Origin of the sequence: Halomonas koreensis, assembly GCF_031451675.1 — a bacterium.
GTDB lineage: Bacteria > Pseudomonadota > Gammaproteobacteria > Pseudomonadales > Halomonadaceae > Halomonas > Halomonas koreensis.
In genome coordinates this window covers 27,946-47,562 of record NZ_JARWAK010000018.1, presented here as the reverse complement: position 1 = coordinate 47,562, position 19,617 = coordinate 27,946, and the positions used below count along the sequence as shown (strand labels likewise).

At 70.2% G+C, this 19,617-nt stretch carries 24 protein-coding genes; 16 read left to right on the top strand and 8 right to left on the bottom strand.

Translation table 11 applies throughout. The features are described from left to right. Positions 1-104: 104 nt before the first annotated feature. From lptB to QC818_RS16550, 6 genes are read right to left on the bottom strand one after another with little or no spacing between them, the layout of a single operon-like run. Positions 105-830 carry an LPS export ABC transporter ATP-binding protein gene (gene lptB, locus QC818_RS16575; protein WP_309653972.1) on the bottom strand — a complete coding sequence of 242 codons (726 nt, stop codon included), beginning with the start codon at positions 828-830 and terminating at the stop codon, positions 105-107. Next, positions 827-1,357, bottom strand: coding sequence for a lipopolysaccharide transport periplasmic protein LptA (gene lptA, locus QC818_RS16570; protein ID WP_309653971.1), 531 nt, complete (start codon positions 1,355-1,357; stop codon positions 827-829). The genes lptB and lptA overlap by 4 nt, the downstream gene beginning before the upstream one ends. Continuing rightward, entirely contained in the window at positions 1,354-1,938 is a 585-nt protein-coding gene (lptC, locus tag QC818_RS16565) for an LPS export ABC transporter periplasmic protein LptC (RefSeq protein WP_309653970.1), read from the bottom strand. The genes lptA and lptC overlap by 4 nt, the downstream gene beginning before the upstream one ends. A 3-nt stretch (positions 1,939-1,941) precedes the next feature. Further along, a complete protein-coding gene (locus QC818_RS16560) occupies positions 1,942-2,499 on the bottom strand; it encodes a KdsC family phosphatase (protein WP_309653969.1) in 558 nt (185 codons plus the stop codon). Between the two features lie 14 nt (positions 2,500-2,513). Continuing rightward, positions 2,514-3,500 carry a KpsF/GutQ family sugar-phosphate isomerase gene (locus tag QC818_RS16555; RefSeq protein WP_309653968.1) on the bottom strand — a complete coding sequence of 329 codons (987 nt, stop codon included), beginning with the start codon at positions 3,498-3,500 and terminating at the stop codon, positions 2,514-2,516. 40 nt (positions 3,501-3,540) lie between these two features. Then, the gene (locus QC818_RS16550) at positions 3,541-4,482 is read right to left on the bottom strand and encodes a calcium/sodium antiporter (RefSeq protein WP_309653967.1); all 942 of its coding nucleotides are present in this window, start codon (positions 4,480-4,482) and stop codon (positions 3,541-3,543) included. Positions 4,483-4,628: 146 nt separating this feature from the next. Here QC818_RS16550 and QC818_RS16545 point away from each other — a divergent pair, with 146 nt between their 5' ends. The 9 genes from QC818_RS16545 to hisD all read left to right on the top strand — a co-directional run bounded on the left by QC818_RS16545 (position 4,629) and on the right by hisD (position 11,485). Next, positions 4,629-5,441, top strand: a complete 813-nt coding sequence (locus QC818_RS16545; RefSeq protein ID WP_309653966.1) for an ABC transporter ATP-binding protein — start codon at positions 4,629-4,631, stop codon at positions 5,439-5,441. Further along, positions 5,438-6,220: a lipid asymmetry maintenance ABC transporter permease subunit MlaE gene (mlaE, locus tag QC818_RS16540; RefSeq protein ID WP_309653965.1), complete on the top strand. Its 783-nt coding sequence runs from the start codon at positions 5,438-5,440 to the stop codon at positions 6,218-6,220. The genes QC818_RS16545 and mlaE overlap by 4 nt, the downstream gene beginning before the upstream one ends. A gap of 49 nt (positions 6,221-6,269) precedes the next feature. Next, complete coding sequence (gene mlaD / locus QC818_RS16535; protein WP_309653964.1) at positions 6,270-6,734, top strand: outer membrane lipid asymmetry maintenance protein MlaD; 465 nt, start codon at positions 6,270-6,272, stop codon at positions 6,732-6,734. A gap of 5 nt (positions 6,735-6,739) precedes the next feature. Next, a complete protein-coding gene (locus tag QC818_RS16530; protein WP_309653963.1) occupies positions 6,740-7,390 on the top strand; it encodes an MlaC/ttg2D family ABC transporter substrate-binding protein in 651 nt (216 codons plus the stop codon). After that, positions 7,387-7,734 carry an STAS domain-containing protein gene (locus QC818_RS16525; RefSeq protein ID WP_309653962.1) on the top strand — a complete coding sequence of 116 codons (348 nt, stop codon included), beginning with the start codon at positions 7,387-7,389 and terminating at the stop codon, positions 7,732-7,734. The genes QC818_RS16530 and QC818_RS16525 overlap by 4 nt, the downstream gene beginning before the upstream one ends. Before the next feature lie 199 nt (positions 7,735-7,933). Further along, positions 7,934-8,188, top strand: coding sequence for a BolA family protein (locus QC818_RS16520; RefSeq protein ID WP_309653961.1), 255 nt, complete (start codon positions 7,934-7,936; stop codon positions 8,186-8,188). Positions 8,189-8,201: 13 nt separating this feature from the next. Continuing rightward, positions 8,202-9,464: a UDP-N-acetylglucosamine 1-carboxyvinyltransferase gene (gene murA / locus QC818_RS16515; protein WP_309653960.1), complete on the top strand. Its 1,263-nt coding sequence runs from the start codon at positions 8,202-8,204 to the stop codon at positions 9,462-9,464. A gap of 16 nt (positions 9,465-9,480) precedes the next feature. Next, complete coding sequence (gene hisG / locus QC818_RS16510) at positions 9,481-10,134, top strand: ATP phosphoribosyltransferase (protein WP_309653959.1); 654 nt, start codon at positions 9,481-9,483, stop codon at positions 10,132-10,134. A 28-nt stretch (positions 10,135-10,162) separates the two neighbouring features. Further along, positions 10,163-11,485, top strand: a complete 1,323-nt coding sequence (gene hisD, locus QC818_RS16505; RefSeq protein WP_309653958.1) for a histidinol dehydrogenase — start codon at positions 10,163-10,165, stop codon at positions 11,483-11,485. Between the two features lie 67 nt (positions 11,486-11,552). Here the strand turns inward: hisD and QC818_RS16500 are convergent, their stop codons facing one another. Further along, positions 11,553-12,767: a Do family serine endopeptidase gene (locus tag QC818_RS16500; RefSeq protein ID WP_309653957.1), complete on the bottom strand. Its 1,215-nt coding sequence runs from the start codon at positions 12,765-12,767 to the stop codon at positions 11,553-11,555. Positions 12,768-12,867: 100 nt separating this feature from the next. Here QC818_RS16500 and QC818_RS16495 point away from each other — a divergent pair, with 100 nt between their 5' ends. Next, a complete protein-coding gene (locus QC818_RS16495) occupies positions 12,868-13,629 on the top strand; it encodes a Nif3-like dinuclear metal center hexameric protein (protein WP_309653956.1) in 762 nt (253 codons plus the stop codon). A gap of 52 nt (positions 13,630-13,681) precedes the next feature. On the opposite strand, the gene QC818_RS16490 is transcribed toward QC818_RS16495, so the two are convergent. Further along, on the bottom strand, positions 13,682-14,122 hold the full coding sequence (locus QC818_RS16490; RefSeq protein ID WP_309653955.1) for a Z-ring associated ZapG family protein: 441 nt from the start codon (positions 14,120-14,122) through the stop codon (positions 13,682-13,684). A 206-nt stretch (positions 14,123-14,328) separates the two neighbouring features. Between QC818_RS16490 and zapE the strand changes: the two genes are divergently transcribed. The 6 genes from zapE (at position 14,329) to QC818_RS16460 (ending at position 19,504) form a co-directional block, all read left to right on the top strand. After that, positions 14,329-15,495 carry a cell division protein ZapE gene (gene zapE / locus QC818_RS16485; RefSeq protein WP_309653954.1) on the top strand — a complete coding sequence of 389 codons (1,167 nt, stop codon included), beginning with the start codon at positions 14,329-14,331 and terminating at the stop codon, positions 15,493-15,495. Between the two features lie 328 nt (positions 15,496-15,823). Further along, a complete protein-coding gene (gene rplM, locus QC818_RS16480) occupies positions 15,824-16,252 on the top strand; it encodes a 50S ribosomal protein L13 (RefSeq protein WP_309653953.1) in 429 nt (142 codons plus the stop codon). Positions 16,253-16,265: 13 nt separating this feature from the next. Beyond that, positions 16,266-16,655 carry a 30S ribosomal protein S9 gene (gene rpsI / locus QC818_RS16475; RefSeq protein ID WP_309653952.1) on the top strand — a complete coding sequence of 130 codons (390 nt, stop codon included), beginning with the start codon at positions 16,266-16,268 and terminating at the stop codon, positions 16,653-16,655. Positions 16,656-16,875: 220 nt separating this feature from the next. Continuing rightward, positions 16,876-17,475, top strand: coding sequence for a ubiquinol-cytochrome c reductase iron-sulfur subunit (gene petA, locus QC818_RS16470; RefSeq protein ID WP_309653951.1), 600 nt, complete (start codon positions 16,876-16,878; stop codon positions 17,473-17,475). Continuing rightward, positions 17,475-18,734, top strand: coding sequence for a cytochrome b (locus QC818_RS16465; RefSeq protein ID WP_309653950.1), 1,260 nt, complete (start codon positions 17,475-17,477; stop codon positions 18,732-18,734). The genes petA and QC818_RS16465 overlap by 1 nt, the downstream gene beginning before the upstream one ends. Beyond that, entirely contained in the window at positions 18,734-19,504 is a 771-nt protein-coding gene (locus QC818_RS16460; protein ID WP_309653949.1) for a cytochrome c1, read from the top strand. The genes QC818_RS16465 and QC818_RS16460 overlap by 1 nt, the downstream gene beginning before the upstream one ends. The last annotated feature ends 113 nt before the right edge of the window (positions 19,505-19,617 follow it).

The window sequence follows — 19,617 nt, the reverse complement described above, 5'->3', positions numbered from 1 at the left end:
GGCGCGGCGCAAGTCCTGGCCAAGCAATTAGCATGCCACCGGCAAGCGCCATGCCCGTCGCCATTCGTCGACGAAATATCAGTGACTTGCGAAGAAAAATCGAGTCAGAGCCGGAAGTCCTGACCCAGGTAGACGTCGCGCACCTTCTGGTTGGCGAGGATCGCCTCGGCGTCGCCCTCGGCGATGATCTGGCCGTCGCCGACGATGTAGGCGCCGTCGCAGATATCCAGGGTCTCGCGCACGTTATGATCGGTGATCAGTACGCCGATGTGGCGATCCCGGAGCTGGCGAATGATGCCCTTGATCTCGCCCACCGAGATGGGATCGACCCCCGCGAAGGGCTCGTCGAGCAGGATGAAGTCAGGTTCGGTGGCCAGGGCCCGGGCGATCTCGACCCGGCGTCGCTCGCCGCCCGACAGGCTCATGCCCGGATTGTCGCGGATATGGGTGACGTGGAAATCCTCCAGCAGCTGCTCGAGGCGCGCCCGGCGGCCGGCGCGATCCAGGTCGCCCCGGGTCTCCAGGATGGCCATGATGTTGTCGGCCACCGAGAGCTTGCGGAAGATCGAGGCCTCCTGGGGCAGGTAGCCGATCCCGGCCCGGGCGCGCTCGTGCATGGCCGCTCCCGAGAGGTCGCGATCGTCGATGGCGACGCGGCCGGCGTCGGCGCGCACCAGGCCGACGATCATGTAGAAGGAGGTGGTCTTGCCGGCGCCGTTGGGGCCGAGCAGGCCGACGATGCGGCCCTGGCGGATCTCCAGGCTGATGTCGTGGACCACCCGGCGGCGCTTGTAGCTCTTGGCGAGGTGCTGGGCGCTGAGGGTCTTCATGGGGCGTCCTGCTGCTCGGGCTCCAGGGTCATGCGCACCCGCTGGCGCTCGTCGACGCCCTCGGCGTCGGCGCGGGCCTGGACGACCCGGCGGTCGAGGAAGTATTCCAGGTAGCCGCCGTCGAAGGTGTCGCCGCCCTGGTGCAGTTCGGCGCGGTCGATCAGCTCGATGCGTCGCTCGGCCACGTGGTAGACGACGGTGCGGCCCCAGGCGCGCACCGTCGGCTGGTCGGGGGCGGGCTGCTGCTCCAGGTAGGCGCGCTCGCCGGTGGCGGTGGCGCGGGTCAGTCGGCCGGCGTCGTTGCGCTGGATCTCGACCCGGGCCCCGGTCAGCAGCAGGCTGCCCTGGCGGATCCGCACGTCGCCGCGGTAGACGGCGGTGCCTGCGCGGTCGTCCAGGTCTAGGCGGTCGGCCTCCACCTGGATCGGGGCGCTGGCGTCGCCTTCCAGGGCCAGGGCCGAGGGGGCGGCCAGCATCAGGGCGGCCAGCATCAGGGCCAGCAGCGGGGCGAGGGGCGGTCGCGTCATGACTCGGGGTCCTCCTGGGGTTGCGGCGGGTGGTGGCCGCGCACATTGTCGGTCAGCCGGGCGCGGTTGTCATCGAGCCAGGCGTCGAAGCGCTCGCCGCGCATGCGCTGGGGCGGCTGGCTGAGCCGCGCCGGGGTGTCGCTCCAGGCATGGCCGGCCTCGGCGTCGTAGTGGAGGCGTTCGGTCTCGAGCCGCCAGCGCTCCCGGGGGGCGACGAGCCGCGCCTGGCCCTCGAGCAGCAGGGGGGCGCCGCCGGCGCCGAGGCGGCCGCGCCGGGCCGAGGCCAGCCACAGGCGGCCGGCGTCGTCGCGCAGCCGGGCGTCCGGCTCGACCAGCCGCGTGACGTCGTCGACCGGGGTGTGGGTGAGGCGCGGCGTGGTCAGGCGCTGGTGGGCGTGGCCGGTGGCGTCGAAGCGGGTCAGCCGAGCGTCCTCCAGGTAGTAGTCGGGCTCGCCGCGCTGACCCTGGGGCACCGGGCCCGGCGCCGAGGCGTCCCGGCGGTCGAGGGTCGCCAGGCCGCCGCCCAGGACGAGCAGCAGCAGCAGCAGCCAGGTGCGGAAGCCGGGGCGGGGCAGGCGCATGGCTCAGGCCCGGCCGTGGAGGTAGGTGTCCAGCACGGCGTCCCAGTGGCCCTGGGCCTGGAGCAGGGCGTCGCAGATCTCGCGGGCCGCGCCGAAGCCGCCCTCGCGCTCGGTCACCCAGTCCGCCTGCCGACGGATGTAGTCGGGGGCGCCGGGCACGCTGATGCCCACGCCGGCCTGGCGGATGGCCGCCACGTCGGGCATGTCGTCGCCGCAGTAAGCGGCCTGGTCGAGGTCGAGCGCCAGGCGCCGGCACAGCGCGCGCAGTACCGGCAGCTTGTCCTCGACGCCCTGGTGGAGGTGGGCGATGCCCAGGGCGGCGGCGCGGCGGCTGACCATCGGCGAGTCGCGGCCGGTGATCAGCGCCACCTCGATGCCGGCCCGCTGGGCCAGCTTGATGCCGTGGCCGTCCAGGGTGTGGAAGGCCTTGCTCTCGCCGCCGTCGGCGTGGAAGTAGAGGCGGCCATCGGTCAGCACGCCGTCCACGTCCATGGCCAGCAGGCGCACGCGGCGCAGGCGGTCGACCAGGCGGGGGTCCAGCGGGGAGGCATCGAAGGTCATGGGGTCTCCTTGAGTCAGATCACGCCGCTGGCCAGCAGGTCGTGCATGTGCAGGGCGCCCACCGGGCGGTCGTCGTCGTCCACCACCGCCAGCGCGGTGATGCGGCCGTCTTCCATGAGGCGCACCGCTTCGGCGGCCAGGGTGTCGGGCGATACCCGCTTGCCGGGCACGGTCATGACCCGGTCGACGCTCAGGCCGGAGAGGTCGCTGTGCTGGTCCAGGGTGCGGCGCAGGTCGCCGTCGGTGTAGACCCCGGCCAGCCGGCCCGCCGGGTCGATCACGCAGGTGAAACCGAGGCCCTGGCGGGTGATCTCCAGCAGGGCGTCGCGCAGCGGGCTGCCCAGGGGGACGCGGGGCAGGCGGTCGCCGCTGTGCATGAGGTCGGCCACGGTGAGCAGCAGCCGCTTGCCGAGGCTGCCGCCGGGGTGCGAGAGGGCGAAGTCCTCGGCGGTGAAGCCGCGGCTCTCGAGCAGCGCCACCGCCAGGGCGTCGCCCAGGGCCAGGGCGGCGGTGGTGGAGGAGGTGGGGGCCAGGTCCAGCGGACAGGCCTCGCGCTCGACGCCGGCGTCCAGGTGGGCCTCGGCGTGGCGGGCCAGGGTCGAGCCGGGGCGGCCGGTCAGGCTGATCAGCGGCGTGCCCAGGCGCTTGAGCAGCGGCAGCAGCGCGGTCACCTCGGCGGTCTCGCCGGAGTTCGACAGCGCCAGGACCACGTCGCCGGGCGTGATCATGCCCAGGTCGCCGTGGCTGGCCTCGCCGGGGTGAACGAAGAAGGCCGGGGTGCCGGTGCTGGCCAGGGTCGCGGCGATCTTGCCGCCGATGTGGCCGGACTTGCCCATGCCGGTGACGACGACGCGCCCGCGGCAGGCCAGGATCAGCTCGCAGGCGCGCTCGAAGTCGCCGTCCAGGCGTTCGACCAGGGCGCCGATGGCCTGCTGCTCGAGGCGAAGGGTGCGCTCGGCACTGGCCAGCAGGCCGGAAGAGGAGGAGGATGCGTCGGTCATGGCGTCGATTGTTGCCTGTCGCGGGGTTTGGCTCAAGGGGTCAGGTCCAGGCGCCGGCCAGCCACGCCAGGTAGCCGGCATAGGCCAGGGCCAGCAGGGCGCCCGGCAGGCGGCCCAGATGGCCGCGGCGCTGCCACAGCAGCAGCATGCCCAGCGCCAGGGTCAACACCAGCATGGTGGGGTAGTCGCGGCTGGCGGCGGCGGGGTCGGCGGCGGCGGGGCTCAGCAGGGCGGGCACGGGCAGCACGGCGAGCATGTTGAAGAGGTTGGAGCCGATGACGTTGCCGATGGCCAGGTCGTGGTGGCGCTTGAGGGCGCTGGCCACGCAGGCGGCCAGTTCCGGCAGGCTGGTGCCGATGGCCACCACGGTGAGGCCGATGACCAGCTCGCTGATGCCCATCGCCAGGGCCAGCTCGCTGGCGCCCCAGACCAGGGCCCGGGAGCTGGCGACCATGATCGCAAGCGTCGTCGCCAGCCACAGCAGGGCCCGGCCCAGGCGCATGTCGGGGATCTCGCCCTCGGCGTCGATCGCATCCGGGGTGTCGGCCCGGAACAGCCACCACAGGCTGAAGAACAGCAACGCCAGCAGCAGCAGGCCGTCGAGGCGGTCCAGATGGCCGTTGGCCAGGGCGTAGCCCGCCAGGCCGGTGGCGCCGAGCAGCAGGGGCAGTTCCTTGCGCACGATCGAGAAGCGCACCGGGATGGGCACCACCAGGGCGGTGAGGCCCAGCACCAGGCCGATGTTGGCGATGTTGGAGCCCAGGGCGTTGCCGATCGCCAGGTTGGGGATGCCGTCCAGGGCCGCCATGATCGAGACCACGATCTCCGGCGCCGAGGTGCCGATGGAGACGATGGTCATGCCCACCAGCAGGGTGCTCATGCCCGCCTGGCGGGCGGTCGCGGCGGCGGCGCCGACGAAGCGGTCGGCGCTCCATAGCAGGCCGATGAAGCCGAGGATCACGATCAGGGAGGGAGCCAGCATGGTCGTCGGGGGCGTCCGGTGTCGGAAAAGGGCGCCCATTGAACCCGCTGCGTGCGCCGGGTGCAAGCCGGAGGGATCGCCAGGCTGGCGCCCCGGGACACGGTTAGGATACGATGTTCGATAATCTCGTGAAAGGACGCCAACGGATGACCGACACCCCCCTCGTCGAGGTCGAGGGCCTGCACTTCTCGCGCGGAGACAGGGAGATCTTCCGCGGCCTGGACATGGTGGTGCCGCGAGGCAAGATCACCGCGATCCTGGGGCCCAGCGGCACCGGCAAGACCACCCTGCTCAAGCTGATCGGCGGCCAGCTGGCCCCGGAGGCCGGGCGGGTGCGCATCGCCGGCCAGGACGTGCACGCCCTGTCGCGCAAGGCGCTTTTCCGGCTGCGCCGCCGCATGGGCATGCTGTTCCAGAGCGGCGCGCTGTTCTCGGACCTGGACGTCTTCGAGAACGTGGCCTTTCCGCTGCGCGTGCATACCGACCTGCCGGAGACGATGATCCGCGACCTGGTGCTGATGAAGCTCCAGGCGGTGGGCCTGCGCGGCGCCCGGGCGCTGATGCCCTCGGAGCTGTCCGGCGGCATGGCGCGCCGCGTGGCCCTGGCTCGGGCGATCGCCCTGGATCCCGAGCTGATCCTCTATGACGAGCCCTTCGTCGGCCAGGACCCGATCTCCATGGGGGTGCTGGTGCAGCTGATCCGGCGCCTCAACGACGCCCTGGGGCTGACCGCCGTGGTGGTTTCCCATGACATCAAGGAGACCCTGTCCATCGCCGACCACGTCTACGTGATCGCCGACGGCAAGGTGATGGCCCAGGGCACGCCGCAGAGCCTGGACGTCGACCGCGACCCCCGGGTCAGCCAGTTCATCCACGGCGAGCCCGACGGCCCGGTGCCCTTCCACTATCCGGCCGCGGACTTCCACGCCGACCTGCTGGGCACGGGAGGGACGCCATGATCGCCGCGATTCGTCGCCTGGGAGCCGTGGGCTGCGAGGTCACCGAGGGGCTCGGCCGGGCGGCCATCCTGCTGGGCCAGTCGCTGGCCGGGCTGCCCTCCGCCGAGGGGCTGCGGCTGTGGCTGCGCCAGATGCACTTCGTGGGCGTGATGTCGCTGGCCATCGTGCTGGTCTCGGGGCTGTTCATCGGCATGGTGCTGGGCCTGCAGGGCTACACCATCCTGGTCGACTTCGGCGCCGAGGATGCCCTGGGCCAGATGGTGGCGTTGTCGCTGCTGCGCGAGCTGGCGCCGGTGGTGGCGGCGTTGCTGTTCGCCGGCCGCGCGGGGTCGGCGCTGACCGCCGAGATCGGCCTGATGAAGGCCACCGAGCAGCTCACCAGCATGGAGATGATCGGCGTCGATCCCCTGCGCCGGGTGGTGGCGCCGCGCCTGTGGGCGGGGTTCGTGGCCCTGCCGCTGCTGACCATCGGCTTCGGTGTCATCGGCGTCTGGGGCGGCGAGCTGGTGGGCGTGAAGTGGCTGGGGGTGTTCGAGGGCTCCTACTGGGGCAACATGCAGGCCAGCGTCGACTTCGTCGACGACGTGCTCAACGGCCTGATCAAGAGCCTGGTGTTCGCCCTGGTGGTCACCTGGATCGCCGTCTACCAGGGCTATGCCCTGATCCCCACCTCGGAAGGCATTTCCCGGGCCACCACCCGGACCGTGGTCTATGCCTCCCTGGCGGTGCTGGGACTGGATTTCGTGCTGACCGCCCTGATGTTCGGGGGGCTGTCATGATGCCGCACGCCGTCGGGGCCGGATCCCCGCGACTGCTTGGAGACATGGAATGAAGCGCAGCAAGACGATGGAACTGGGTGTCGGCCTGTTCATGCTGGCCGGGATCCTGGGCCTGCTGTTCCTGGGGCTCAGGGTCAGCGGCCTGAGCCTGGAGCCGCCGGGCGATGATTTCCGGCTGGAGGCCAACTTCGCCAACGTGGGCGGCCTCAAGCCCCGGGCCCGGGTGACCATGGCCGGCGTCACCGTCGGTCGGGTCGAGAGCATCCGGCTCGACCCCGAATGGTTCGATGCCCGGGTGGTGCTCACCCTGGACGCCGAGCTCGAGGGGGCCCTGCCCGAGGACAGCACCGCCTCGATCCTGACCTCGGGGCTGCTCGGCGAGCAATACGTGGGCCTGTCCGTTGGCGGCGCCCCGGCGACCCTGGACGATGGCGACCGCATCCGCGATACCCAGTCCGCCCTGGTGCTGGAGGAGTTGATCCAGCAGTTCGTGTCCAACATGGTCAAGGAGTGATAACGATGACCGCGACCCCTCCCCGCGCCTGGCCGGCCCGAGCGGCGCTGGCCCTGTGCCTGCTGCTGGTGGCCCTGCCGGCCCTGGCCCAGCCGCCGGTGCAGCTGATCCGCGACAGCGTCAACCAGCTGATGTCCCGCATCGAGGGCCGCGAGGCCTACTTCAGCGAGCATCCCGACGAGCTCGAGACGATCGTCGATGACAGCCTGGCCGAGGTGGCCGATTTCCGCTACATCGGCGCCAGCGTCATGGGCCGCTACTTCCGCCACGCCACCCCCGAGCAGCGCTCGCGCTTCGTCGAGACCTTCCGTCAGACGCTGATCGACACCTATGCCAAGGGGCTGGTGACCTTCGACTACCGCGAGCTGCGGGTGCTCGACGACCAGCAGGCCTCGCGCTTCGAGGATCAGGCCAGCGTGGCCATGGAGGTGGTCGCCACCGACGGCAGCGTCTATCCGGTGAGCTACACCCTGCGCGAGGACGACGGCCGGTGGCGGGTGGTCAACGTCATCGTCAACGGCATCAACCTGGGGCTGACCTTCCGCAACCAGTTCGACCAGGCCATGCGCGACGCCAATCGCGACTTCGACGCGGTGATCGACGGCTGGGCGCCGGAGCTCGCCGTCGAGGAACTGGAGCAGGGCGGCGAAGGGTGAACGTGCTGCTCGAGAACGGCAGCAGCCGCCTGGCCGCCGAGGCCGAGGTGCTGGCCGTGTCCGGCGATGTCGATTTCGACGGTGCCGCGGAGCTGGCCGCCGCCGGCCGCCGCTGGCTCCTCGAACGGGCCGCCGGCAGCCGGGTCTCCTTCGACCTGAGCGGGGTCGGGCGCGTCAGCAGCGCGGCCATTAGCGTGCTGCTGGAGTGGACCCGCCAGAGCCGGGCTCGGGGGCTGGAGGTCGAGCGGGTGCGCCTTTCGGCGCCCCTGGCTCGGCTGACCCGGGTGGCCGGCCTGGACACCCTGCTGCCGGTGGAGGCGCCGGCCGAGTCCGCCGAGGCGTGAGGGGCGAGGGATGAGGTTCGCGGTTCGAGGCGTGAGGCGTGAGGCGTGAGGTGTTCCTTGCCCCTCGCGCCTTTCTCCTTGCACCTTTCTCCCGCGCCCGTCGCCAAGCGCGACGCTTTTCTTTACCATGTCGAGTCCAGTCATCCCGCCGTCGCGACGACGGCGTGTCAACGGATCAACCAATTCAAGCGAGGGTTCGATGCATCCCACTGAGGTCAAGGCGCTGCTCGAGGGCCGACTCGACGGCTGCGAATTCCACATCCAGGGCGAGGGCTGCGACTTCCAGGTGGTGGCCGTCGGCGAGGTCTTCGAGGGGCTGTCCCGGGTCAAGCGCCAGCAGCTGATCTATGGCGCCCTGTCCGAGGAGATCGCCTCCGGCGCCCTGCATGCGGTGACCATCAAGACCTACACCCCGGAGCAGTGGCAGACCGCCCCCGAGAACAAGGGGGCCTGAGGCGCGAGCACCCATGGACAAGCTGATCATTACCGGCAACGGCCCCGTCGACGGCGAGGTCTGGGCCAGCGGCGCCAAGAACGCCGCCCTGCCGATCCTCTGCGCGACCCTGCTGGCCGACGAGCCGGTGACCATCGGCAACCTGCCGCATCTCCAGGACATCACCACCACCCTCGAGCTGCTCGGCCACATGGGGGTCCAGGCGGTGATGGGCGAGCGCATGAGCATCGAGCTCGACGGCGCCCAGGTGCGGGACTGTCACGCGCCCTACGAGCTGGTCAAGAAGATGCGCGCCTCCATCCTGGTGCTCGGCCCGCTGCTGGCGCACTTCGGTCGCGCCGATGTCTCCCTGCCCGGCGGCTGCGCGATCGGCTCCCGGCCGGTCGACCTGCACATCCGCGGCCTCGAGGCCATGGGCGCCGACATCCGGGTCGAGGGCGGCTACATCCGCGCCCGGGTCGACGGCCGCCTCAAGGGGGCGACCATCTTCTTCGACACCGTCACCGTCACCGGCACCGAGAATCTGCTGATGGCCGCGACCCTGGCGGAGGGCACCACGGTGCTGGAGAACGCCGCCCGGGAGCCCGAGGTGGTGGACCTGGCCGAGTGCCTGATCAAGATGGGCGCCGACATCCGCGGCCACGGCACCGACACCATCGTGGTCGAGGGCGTCGAGCGCCTGCACGGCGCCGAGCATGACGTCATGCCGGACCGCATCGAGACCGGCACCTTCCTGGTGGCCGCGGCGCTGTCCCGGGGCCGGGTCCGGGTGCGCAACACCCGGGCCGACATCCTCGAGGCGGTGCTGGCCAAGCTGGAGGAGGCCGGCGCGGTCGTCACCAGCGGCGAGGGCTGGATCGCCCTGGACATGCAGGGCCGGCGGCCGCAGGCGGTCAATGTGCGCACCGCGCCCTATCCGGCCTTTCCCACCGACATGCAGGCCCAGTTCGTGGCGCTGAATGCGGTGGCCGAGGGCACCGCCCGGGTGGTCGAGACCATCTTCGAGAACCGCTTCATGCATGTCCAGGAGCTCAATCGCATGGGGGCGAGCATCGCCCTGGAAGGCAATACCGCGGTCATCACCGGCGTCGAGAGCCTGTCCGGCGCGCCGGTGATGGCCACCGACCTGCGCGCCTCCGCCTCGCTGGTGATCGCGGCGATGATGGCCGAGGGCGAGACCCTGGTCGACCGCATCTATCACATCGATCGCGGCTACGAGTGCATCGAGGAAAAACTCCAGCTGCTGGGTGCCAAGATCCGTCGCATTCCGGGCTGAGGCAAGAGGCGAGACCATGAGCAAGCAACTGATCCTGGCCCTGTCCAAGGGCCGCATTCTCGACGAGACCCTGCCGCTGCTGGCCGAGGCCGGCATCACCCCCGCCGAGGATCTGGGGGCCAGCCGCAAGCTGCTGTTCGACACCAACCTGCCGGACGTCAAGCTGGTGGTGATCCGCGCCACCGACGTGCCCACCTATGTGCAGCTGGGCGCCGCCGACGTGGGCGTGGCCGGCAAGGACGTGCTGCTCGAGCACGGTGCCGAGGGCCTGTTCGAGCCGCTGGACCTGGAGATCGCCGGCTGCAAGCTGATGACCGCCGGCGTGACCGGTGCCGAGCCGGCCCGGGCGCGGCGCCGGGTGGCCACCAAGTTCGTCAACGTGGCCAAGCGCTACTACGCCGAGCAGGGCATCCAGGCCGAGGTCATCAAGCTCTACGGGGCCATGGAGCTGGCGCCGCTGATGAACCTGGCCGACGAGATCGTCGATATCGTCGACACCGGCAATACCCTGCGTGCCAACGGCATGGAGCCGCGGGAGCTGATCGCCCCGATCACCACCCGGCTGGTGGTCAACAAGGCCTCCATGACCATGAAGCACGAGCGTCTCAAGCCGCTGATCGGGCGGCTGCGCGAGGCGGTGGCCCGGCGCCGCAGCGAGGCGACGGCCTGAGCGACGTGACTCCGAGAGGAAAACTGTGATGAGTGAAGCTTCCGCCAGCGGCCTCGAGGTCGCGCGCCTGTCGACCCGCGATCCCGACTTCGAGGCCCGCCTGGATGCCCTGCTGGCCTGGGAGGGCGTCTCCGACGACGCGGTCCAGCGCCGAGTCGCCGAGATCCTCGACGCCGTCAAGACCCGCGGCGACGCCGCCCTGATCGACTACAGCAACCGCTTCGACCGCCTGGCGGCGTCGAGCATGGCCGAGCTGACCCTGGGGGCCGAGCGCCTGCGCCAGGCCTTCGAGGGCCTGCCCGAGGCCCAGCGCGAGGCGCTGGCCACCGCCGCCGACCGGGTGCGGCGCTACCACGAGCACCAGAAGCCCGAGTCCTGGTCGTACACCGAGGCCGACGGCACCGTGCTCGGCCAGCAGGTCACGCCGGTGGATCGGGCCGGCATCTACGTGCCCGGCGGCAAGGCCGCCTATCCCTCCTCGGTGCTGATGAACGCGCTGCCCGCCCACGTGGCCGGCGTCGGCGAGATCGTCATGGTGGTGCCCACGCCGGACGGCGTGCTCAACGACCTGGTGCTGGCCGCCGCCCACCTGGCCGGCGTCGACCACGTCTTCACCATCGGCGGCGCCCAGGCGGTGGCGGCCCTGGCCTACGGCACCGAGACGGTGCCGCGGGTCGACAAGATCGTCGGCCCCGGCAACATCTACGTGGCCACCGCCAAGCGGGCGGTGTTCGGCCAGGTGGGCATCGACATGATCGCCGGGCCCTCGGAGATCCTGGTGGTCTCCGACGGCGGCACCGACCCGGACTGGCTGGCCATGGATCTGTTCTCCCAGGCCGAGCACGACGAGGACGCCCAGTCGATCCTGGTGACCTGGGACGACGCCCACCTGGAAGCGGTCGCCGACGCCATGGCCCGGGCGCTGCCGACCATGGAGCGCGAGGCGATCATCCGCACCTCGCTGGCCGAGCGCGGCGCCCTGATCCACTGCCGCGACCGCGACGAGGCGGTGGCGCTGCTCAACCGCATCGCCCCCGAGCACCTGGAGCTCTCGGTGGCCGACCCCGAGGCCTGGCTGCCCGAGGTGCGCCATGCCGGCGCGGTCTTCATGGGCCGCTACACCGCCGAGGCGCTGGGCGACTACTGTGCCGGCCCCAACCACGTGCTGCCGACCTCCGGCACTGCGCGCTTCTCCTCGCCGCTGGGGGTCTACGACTTCCAGAAGCGCTCGTCGCTGATCCAGTGCTCGGCGCAGGGCGCCTCCGGCCTGGGGCCGGTCGCCTCGACGCTGGCCCGCGGCGAGTCGCTGACCGCCCACGCCCGCAGCGCCGAGTATCGCATTCGCGACTGAGATGCCCCGGCTGCCGATGCGACGACGGCCCCGCCCGATGGCGGGGCCGTCGTCGTTGCGGGGCGCCCTAGGGCGTGGTCGGCGCCGGGCGCGCCGGGGTGGGGCGCTCGGCGACCCTCAGCGTCACCTCGAGGCGCTCGCCGCCGCGCACCACGGTGACCGGCAGGCGGGTGCCCGGCGCCACCGCGGCGATGTCGCTCATGGTCTGACGCGGGTCGAGGATCGGCCGGTCATCCACCTCGAGCAGCACGTCACCGGGCTGCAGGCCGGCCCGGTCGGCGGGGCCGTCGGGGATCACGCCCGAAATGATCACCCCGCCAGGCGCTTCCAGGCCGAAGGAGGCGGCCAGCTCGGGGTTGAGCTCCTGGGCCTCGACGCCCAGCCAGCCGCGCACCACCCGGCCGCGGGTGACGATCTCCTCGAGGATGTTGCGCGCCAGGTTGGCGGGGATGGCGAAGCCGATGCCCTGGGAGCCTCCGGAGCGCGAGAAGATGGCGGTGTTGATGCCCACCAGGGCGCCCTGGGGATCGATCAGCGCGCCCCCCGAGTTGCCGGGGTTGATGGCGGCATCGGTCTGGATGAAGTCCTCGTAGGCGTTCAGGCCCAGGTGGCTGCGACCGGTGGCGCTGATGATGCCCATGGTCACGGTCTGGCCGACCCCGAAGGGGTTGCCGATGGCCAGCGAGACATCGCCGATCGCTACCCGGCGGGAGTCGGCCAGGGCGATGACCGGCGGGTCCTCCAGGTCGATGCGCAGCACCGCCAGGTCGCTCTCCGGGTCGGTGCCGACCACCTCCGCCAGGGTCTCGCGGCCGTCGCGCAGGGCCACCTGGATCTGGTCGGCGCCGCGGATCACGTGATGGTTGGTCAGCACGTAGCCGTCCTCGCTGACGATGACCCCGGAGCCCAGGCTCGAGAGCATGCGCCGGCGGCGCGGCTGGTCGTCGCCGAAGAACTGCCGGAAGAAGGGGTCCGACATCAGCGGATGGGCATCGCGCTCGACCACCCGCGAGGAATAGATGTTGACCACCGCCGGGGCGGCCTTTTCCACCGCCGCCGAGTAGCTCACCGGCCCCTGGCCGCGATCCAGCGGATCGGCCTGGCGCAGCGACGGCGCCGGACGCGAGGTCGCCTCCGCGGCGGGCGCGGGCCGGGGCGAGGGGGCGGCCGCCTCGGGGGGCGCCGCGCGGCGGCCCAGCAGCTGCGGAAAGGCGTTGAGCAGCGCGATGGCCAGCAGCAGGCCGATCACAATGGGCCAGAGGTAGGGCAGGGCGCGTCGCATGCGGCGGGCTTCCTTGTCGGGGTGCGTGGTCGCGGCTGGGGTCGGCTGGGTAGAATGGGCGAATTGTAACATCGCCGTCCCGTTTTCGTCCGGAGGAGACATGACCACATCCCAGGAACTGGTAGCGGCCTGCGATCGGCTGCTGACCCCCGAGCGCTTCAAGGACTACACCCTCAACGGCCTCCAGGTCGAGGGGCGCGAGCGGGTTGCTCGCGTGATGACCGGAGTCACCGCCTGTCAGGCGCTGCTCGACGAGGCGGTGGCCTGGGGCGCCGATCTGCTGCTGGTCCATCACGGCTACTTCTGGAAGAACGAGCCGGTGGCGGTCACCGGCATGAAGCGCCGCCGCCTGGCGACCCTGCTGCGTCACGACATCGGCCTGCTGGCCTACCACCTGCCGCTGGACGCCCATGCCGAGCTGGGCAACAACGCGACCCTGGGCGAACGGCTGGGCCTTGCGCCGACGGGCTGTGCCGACGGGGAGCTCGGCGAGGGGCTGGTCTGGCTCGGCACCCCGGAGGCACCGCTGTCGGCCGGCGACCTGGCGCAACGGCTGGCGGCGCGCCTGGAGCGCGAGCCGTTGCTGGTCGAGGCCCCGGCGGCCGGCGAGATCCGGCGCGTGGCCTGGTGCACCGGTGGCGCCCAGGACATGATCGCCCAGGCCGCGGCGGCCGGGGCGGATGCCTTCATCTCGGGGGAGATCTCCGAGCGCACCACCCACCTGGCGCGCGAGCTGGGGATCCACTACCTGGCGGCGGGGCACCACGCCACCGAGCGCTACGGGGTGCAGGCGCTGGGCGAGCGATTGGCTCGCGAGACCGGCGTCGAGCACCGTTTCGTCGATATCGACAATCCGGCCTGACGCGCGACGGGCCGGGCCTCGCGGCCCGGCCCGTGTCGATGGCCGGCGGCGGTCAGTAGCGGGGGGGCTGGGGGGCGTCGGCGTCGCTGGACTTCAGGCCGAAGTCCTCGGAGAGGGTGCCGCGGTTGCCGTCGGCATAGTCCCGGGGGGCGGCGACGCCGTCCTCGTCCCGCTTGGGCTCGGCGTCGGCGGCCGTCAGGTCGAGGCCGCGCGGGCGCTCGCCGCCCAGTCGAGCGGTGGTCTCGGCGACTTCCTCGCGCAGCGTCTGGCTGTCGCGGCCCAGGGCCTCGGCGAGCTCGGCCAGGCGCGCCAGGCGCTCGCCGGCCCCGTCGCGCAGCTCGGTCAGCTGGCGGTCGCGTTCGGCGAGACGCTGTCGCAGCCGCTGGGCGTTGCGTGCGCCGGCATTGAGCAGGTGGTAGCCCAGCGCGCCGACTCCCACGCCGGCGAGCAGGCAGGCGATGGCCAGCATCCAGTTGATATTGCTTTGTTCCACATTGTTCTCCTGAGCGGTCGAGCGGCCCGGCGTCGGCGTCCGGCCCCAGCGCCGGCCGGGCCGGCGCGCCCATTATAGGGCCGAGGCCGACGCCGGGGTCAACGCCGCCCGGGCGATGCCAAGCGCCGGCGCGGCGCGTATAATCCCCCCCTCCACCGGATGCCGAAGGATCCCTGTCCACCATGCCCACCCGCGAGAGTCACAGGATGTCGAATGCGCCCCGAACGTCCCGCCCGGCCACGCCGCTGGGACGCTACCGCGCCGACCTCGAGCGCGACGATTTCCAGTACGATCCCGCCCAGGAGCGGGCCGTGGAGCATCTCCAGCGCCTGTTCGACGATCTCGCCGCCGCTCCCCGCCCGGCCGCCCCGTCCGGCCGGCCCGGCGCTGGGCTGAAGTCCCGGGTCGCCGGCTGGCTGGGCCGGCGCGAGGCGCCCCGGGCGCCGTCGACGCCCGCCGTGACGGGGCTCTACTTCTGGGGCGGCGTGGGTCGCGGCAAGACCTACCTGGTCGACACCTTCTACGAGTCGCTGCCCTTCCCGGAGAAGATGCGCACCCACTTCCACCGCTTCATGCAGCGGGTGCACAGCGAGCTGGAACACTACAAGGGCGAGAAGAACCCGCTGTCGCTGGTCGCCGACAAGTTCGCCGCCGAGGCCCGGGTGATCTGCTTCGACGAGTTCTTCGTCAAGGACATCACCGACGCCATGATCCTGGCCAACCTGCTCGAGGCGCTGTTCGCCCGCGGCGTGGTGCTGGTGGCGACCTCCAACATCGTGCCCGCCGACCTCTACAAGGACGGCCTGCAGCGGGCGCGCTTCCTGCCGGCCATCGACCTGCTCGAGCGCCACTGCGAGGTGGTCAACGTGGACTCCGGCATCGACTATCGGCTGCGCGCCCTGGAGCGGGCCGAGATCTTCCATGCGCCCCTGGACGAGGCCGCCGAGGCCGAGCTGGCGCGCAGCTTTCGCGAGATCGCCGGCCAGGCGGGCGAGGCCGAGGCGCCCATCGAGATCAATCGCCGGATCCTGCACAGTCGCCGGCTGCATGACGACGTGGTGTGGTTCGACTTCGCCGAGCTCTGCGACGGCCCGCGGAGCCAGAACGACTATATCGAGCTGGCCCGGGAGTACCACAGCGTGCTGGTGTCCAATGTGCCGTGCATGGATGGGGCCAGCGACGACCAGGCCCGGCGTTTCATCAACATGGTCGACGAGTTCTACGACCGCGGGGTCAAGCTGCTGATGTCCGCCGAGGCCCCGGCCGAGCGGCTGTATCGCGACGGCAAGCTGGAGTTCGAGTTCCAGCGGACCCTCTCCCGGCTCCAGGAGATGCAGTCCCGCGAGTACCTGGCGCTGCCCCACAAGCCCTGACCCGGACTTCGTCCGGGAGCTGTAAGCCGTAAGCTTTAAGCTGGAAGAAAACCCGGCCCGGGCTTCGGGCCACGAGCTTCGAGCAGTGGGTAGCCAGCCCGATAAGTCTGAGGCAGCCCGAAGCCCGAAGCCCGAAGCCCGAAGCCCGAAGCCCGAAGCCCGAAGCCCGAAGCCCGAAGCCCGAAGCCCTTCCCTTGCCCGCCGCGGGTCGTGTAGAATGCGCGCTCGCTCGACCGTTGTCGCCTCCCGGCGGCAACCAAGAAGAATAGGGATGGTCCGATCCGCCGCGGCGGTGAAGGGCCCAACACATCGATTTGGTGATTCACCCATGAAGACGTTCACTGCCAAGCCGCAGTCCGTCCAGCGCGACTGGTACGTCGTCGACGCTGCGGACAAGACTCTGGGCCGCCTGGCCACCGAGATCGCCCGTCGCCTGCGCGGCAAGCACAAGCCGGAATACACCCCGCACGTGGATACCGGCGACTACATCGTCGTGATCAACGCCGAGAAGGTGAAGGTCACCGGCAACAAGGCCAGCGCCAAGAACTACTACCGCCACACCGGCTACCCGGGTGGCCTGCGCTCCATGAACTTCGAGCAGATGATCGACTATGCTCCGGAGCGCGTCATCGAATTCGCGGTCAAGGGCATGCTCCCGAAGGGTCCGCTGGGTCGTGCCATGCACTCCAAGCTCAAGGTCTACGCCGGCACCGAGCACCCGCACGCCGCCCAGCAGCCGCAAGAACTGAACATCTGAGGGAGTCTTCGCCATGACACAGCAGCACTATGGTACCGGTCGCCGCAAGACCTCTACCGCCCGCGTCTTCCTGAAGCCGGGCACCGGCAAGATCACCGTCAACAGCCGTGACCTGAACGACTACTTCGGTCGCGTCACCGGCCGCATGGTGGTCCGCCAGCCCCTCGAGCTGACCGAGACCCTCGAGCAGTTCGACGTCTATGTCACCGTCAAGGGCGGCGGCGGTAGCGCCCAGGCCGGCGCCATCCGTCACGGCATCACCCGTGCCCTGATCGAGTACAACGAGGACTTCCGCAAGCCGCTGCGCGAGGCCGGCTACGTGACGCGGGACGCCCGCGAGGTCGAGCGCAAGAAGATCGGCCTGCGCAAGGCGCGTCGTCGTCCGCAGTTCTCCAAGCGCTGATCCGCGACGCCGCTCTCGCCGTACCACGCCCGGGCATTCGCTCGGGCGTTTTTTTGTGCGAGGTCAATGTATTGTCGTTAATTGGTCGCCCCCGGTCGGGGGTCTTCTTGTGCGGGGCGATCCGTTTTTTTACCATATAACGCATTTCAAAATCCGTGGTCGCGACTCGTTTTGACGCTCGTGATGGAACAGCGGGTAAGTTGATGGGAGAAACCTGAAGATGGCAGACAACGGCGTGAACAAAGGGCGGCGCCGTTTCCTCGTGGGCGCCACCTCCGTCGTCGGAGCGGCGGGCGCTGTCGGGGTAGCGGTCCCCTTTGTGGCTTCCTGGCAGCCCAGTGCCAGGGCGAGGGCGGCGGGCGCACCCGTCAAGGCCGACGTGTCCAAGCTCGAGCCCGGGCAGCGGATGACCGTGGAATGGCGCGGGCGTCCGATCTGGATCCTCAATCGCACCCCCGAGATGATCGAGCGCACCGAGGCCCTGGGCGAGGATCGCCTCTCGGACCCGGCCTCCAGCGAGCCCCAGCAACCCGCCTATGCGGGCGGCCCGCTGCGCTCCATCAAGCCGGAGATCGGCGTGCTCATCGGCATCTGCACCCACCTGGGCTGCTCGCCGCTGTTCAAGCCCGAGCCCAATGCCGAGGGGGTCGGCGTCGACGACTGGCCGGGCGGCTTCTTCTGCCCCTGCCACGGGTCGCGCTTCGACCTGGCCGGCCGGGTCTTCCGCAACGTCCCCGCCCCGATCAACCTCGAGGTGCCCCCCTATCGCTTCGAGAGCGATGAGGTCATCGTCGTCGGCGAAGATGAGGAGACTGCCTGATGGGTAATCCGAACAAGGCCAAGGCGGAACGCGGCTTCATGCGCTGGGTCGACGATCGCTTCCCCGCCACCCAGATGTGGCAGGAGCACCTGTCCAAGTACTACGCGCCGAAGAACTTCAACTTCTGGTACTTCTTCGGCTCCCTGGCGCTGCTGGTGCTGGTCAACCAGATCCTCACCGGGGTCTGGCTGACCATGAGCTTCAATCCCTCCGCCGAGGGCGCCTTCGCCTCCGTCGAGTACATCATGCGCGACGTGGAGTGGGGCTGGTTGATCCGCTACCTGCACACCACCGGCGCCTCGGCGTTCTTCGTGGTGGTCTACCTGCATATGTTCCGCGGCCTGCTCTACGGCTCCTACAAGGCGCCCCGCGAGCTGGTGTGGATCTTCGGCATGGCCATCTACCTGGCGCTGATGGCCGAGGCCTTCATGGGCTACCTGCTGCCCTGGGGGCAGATGTCCTACTGGGGCGCCCAGGTGATCATCTCGCTGTTCTCCGCGATCCCGGCCATCGGCCCGGACCTGGCCCAGTGGGTGCGCGGCGACTTCCTGATCTCCGGCATCACCCTGAACCGCTTCTTCGCCCTGCACGTGGTGGCGTTGCCGATCGTGATCCTGGCGCTGGTGGTGCTGCACATCATCGCCCTGCACGAGGTCGGCTCCAACAACCCGGACGGCATCGACATCAAGCAGAAGAAGGACGAGACCGGTAAGCCGCTGGACGGCATTCCCTTCCACCCCTACTACACGGTGAAGGACATCGTCGGCGTCGCCGTCTTCCTGTTCGTGTTCAGCGTGGTGGTCTTCTACTTCCCCGAGGGCGGCGGCTACTTCATCGAGAAGCCCAACTTCGAGCCGGCCAACCCGCTGAAGACCCCGGACCATATCGCCCCGGTGTGGTACTTCACGCCCTTCTACGCGATCCTGCGCGCGATCACCTTCTCGCTGTTCGGGCTGGACGCCAAGTTCCTCGGCGTGGTGTGCATGGGCGCGGCCATCGCGGTGCTCTTCGTGCTGCCCTGGCTGGACCGCAGCCCGGTGCGCTCCATGCGCTACAAGGGCTGGATCTCCAAGCTGATGCTGGCGCTGTTCGCGGTGAGCTTCGTCATCCTCGGCGTGCTCGGCGTGCTGCCGGCCACCGAGGGGCGCACCATCCTGGCCCAGGTGTGCACCGCCATCTACTTCGCCTTCTTCCTGCTGATGCCGTTCTACACCCGGCTGGAGAAGACCAAACCCGTTCCGGAAAGGGTGACTGGCTAATGAAAAAGCAACTGTTCGCACTGCTCTTCGCGCTGGTCCCCGCGATGGGGTTCGCCGCCGGCGGCGGCGGGGCGCACCTGCAGGAGATGAACCCGGACCTGCACGACAAGGCGTCGCTGCAGAACGGCATGAAGCTGTTCGTCAACTACTGCATGGGCTGCCACTCCCTGGAGCACCAGCGCTTCTCCCGGGCCGCCGAGGACCTGGACATGCCCCAGGACCTGGTGGAGGACAACCTGATCTTCGCCTCGGACCTGGGCTTCAATGACCAGATGCACAACGCCATGTCGAGCGCCGACGGCGAGAACTGGTTCGGCGCCGCGCCGCCGGACCTGACCCTGGAGGCGCGCCTGCGCGGCACGGACTGGATATACTCCTACCTGCTGAGCTTCTATAAGGACCCGGAGCGTCCCACCGGCGTCAACAACAAGGTCTTCCCGCTGGTGGCCATGCCCAATGTGCTGGAGCCGCTGCAGGGGGTCCAGGAGAAGGTCTGCGCCGCCTCCGATCATCCCATCGAGGGCGCCGAGCTGGATCCGCTGACCGGCAAGTACCAGTCCTGCGAGACCCTGCAGGTGACCCAGCCGGGCCAGATGGAGCCGGAGGAGTTCGAGGAGGCGGTCTACGACCTGACCAACTTCCTGGCCTACGTCGGCGAGCCGTCCAAGCTGCAGGCCCAGGCCCTGGGGCCGAAGGTGCTGATCTTCATCTTCATCTTCGGCGTCATCGCCTACCTGCTCAAGCGCGAGTACTGGCGCGACATTCACTGATCCGTCGATGACGGACGCGAGAGGGGGCGCATGGCGTGGGCCATGCGCCCCCTTCTGGTCGCTGCCCGGCACGAGGCCGGGTGGCGTCGCGACGCCCCGGGAGTGGGGCTGTC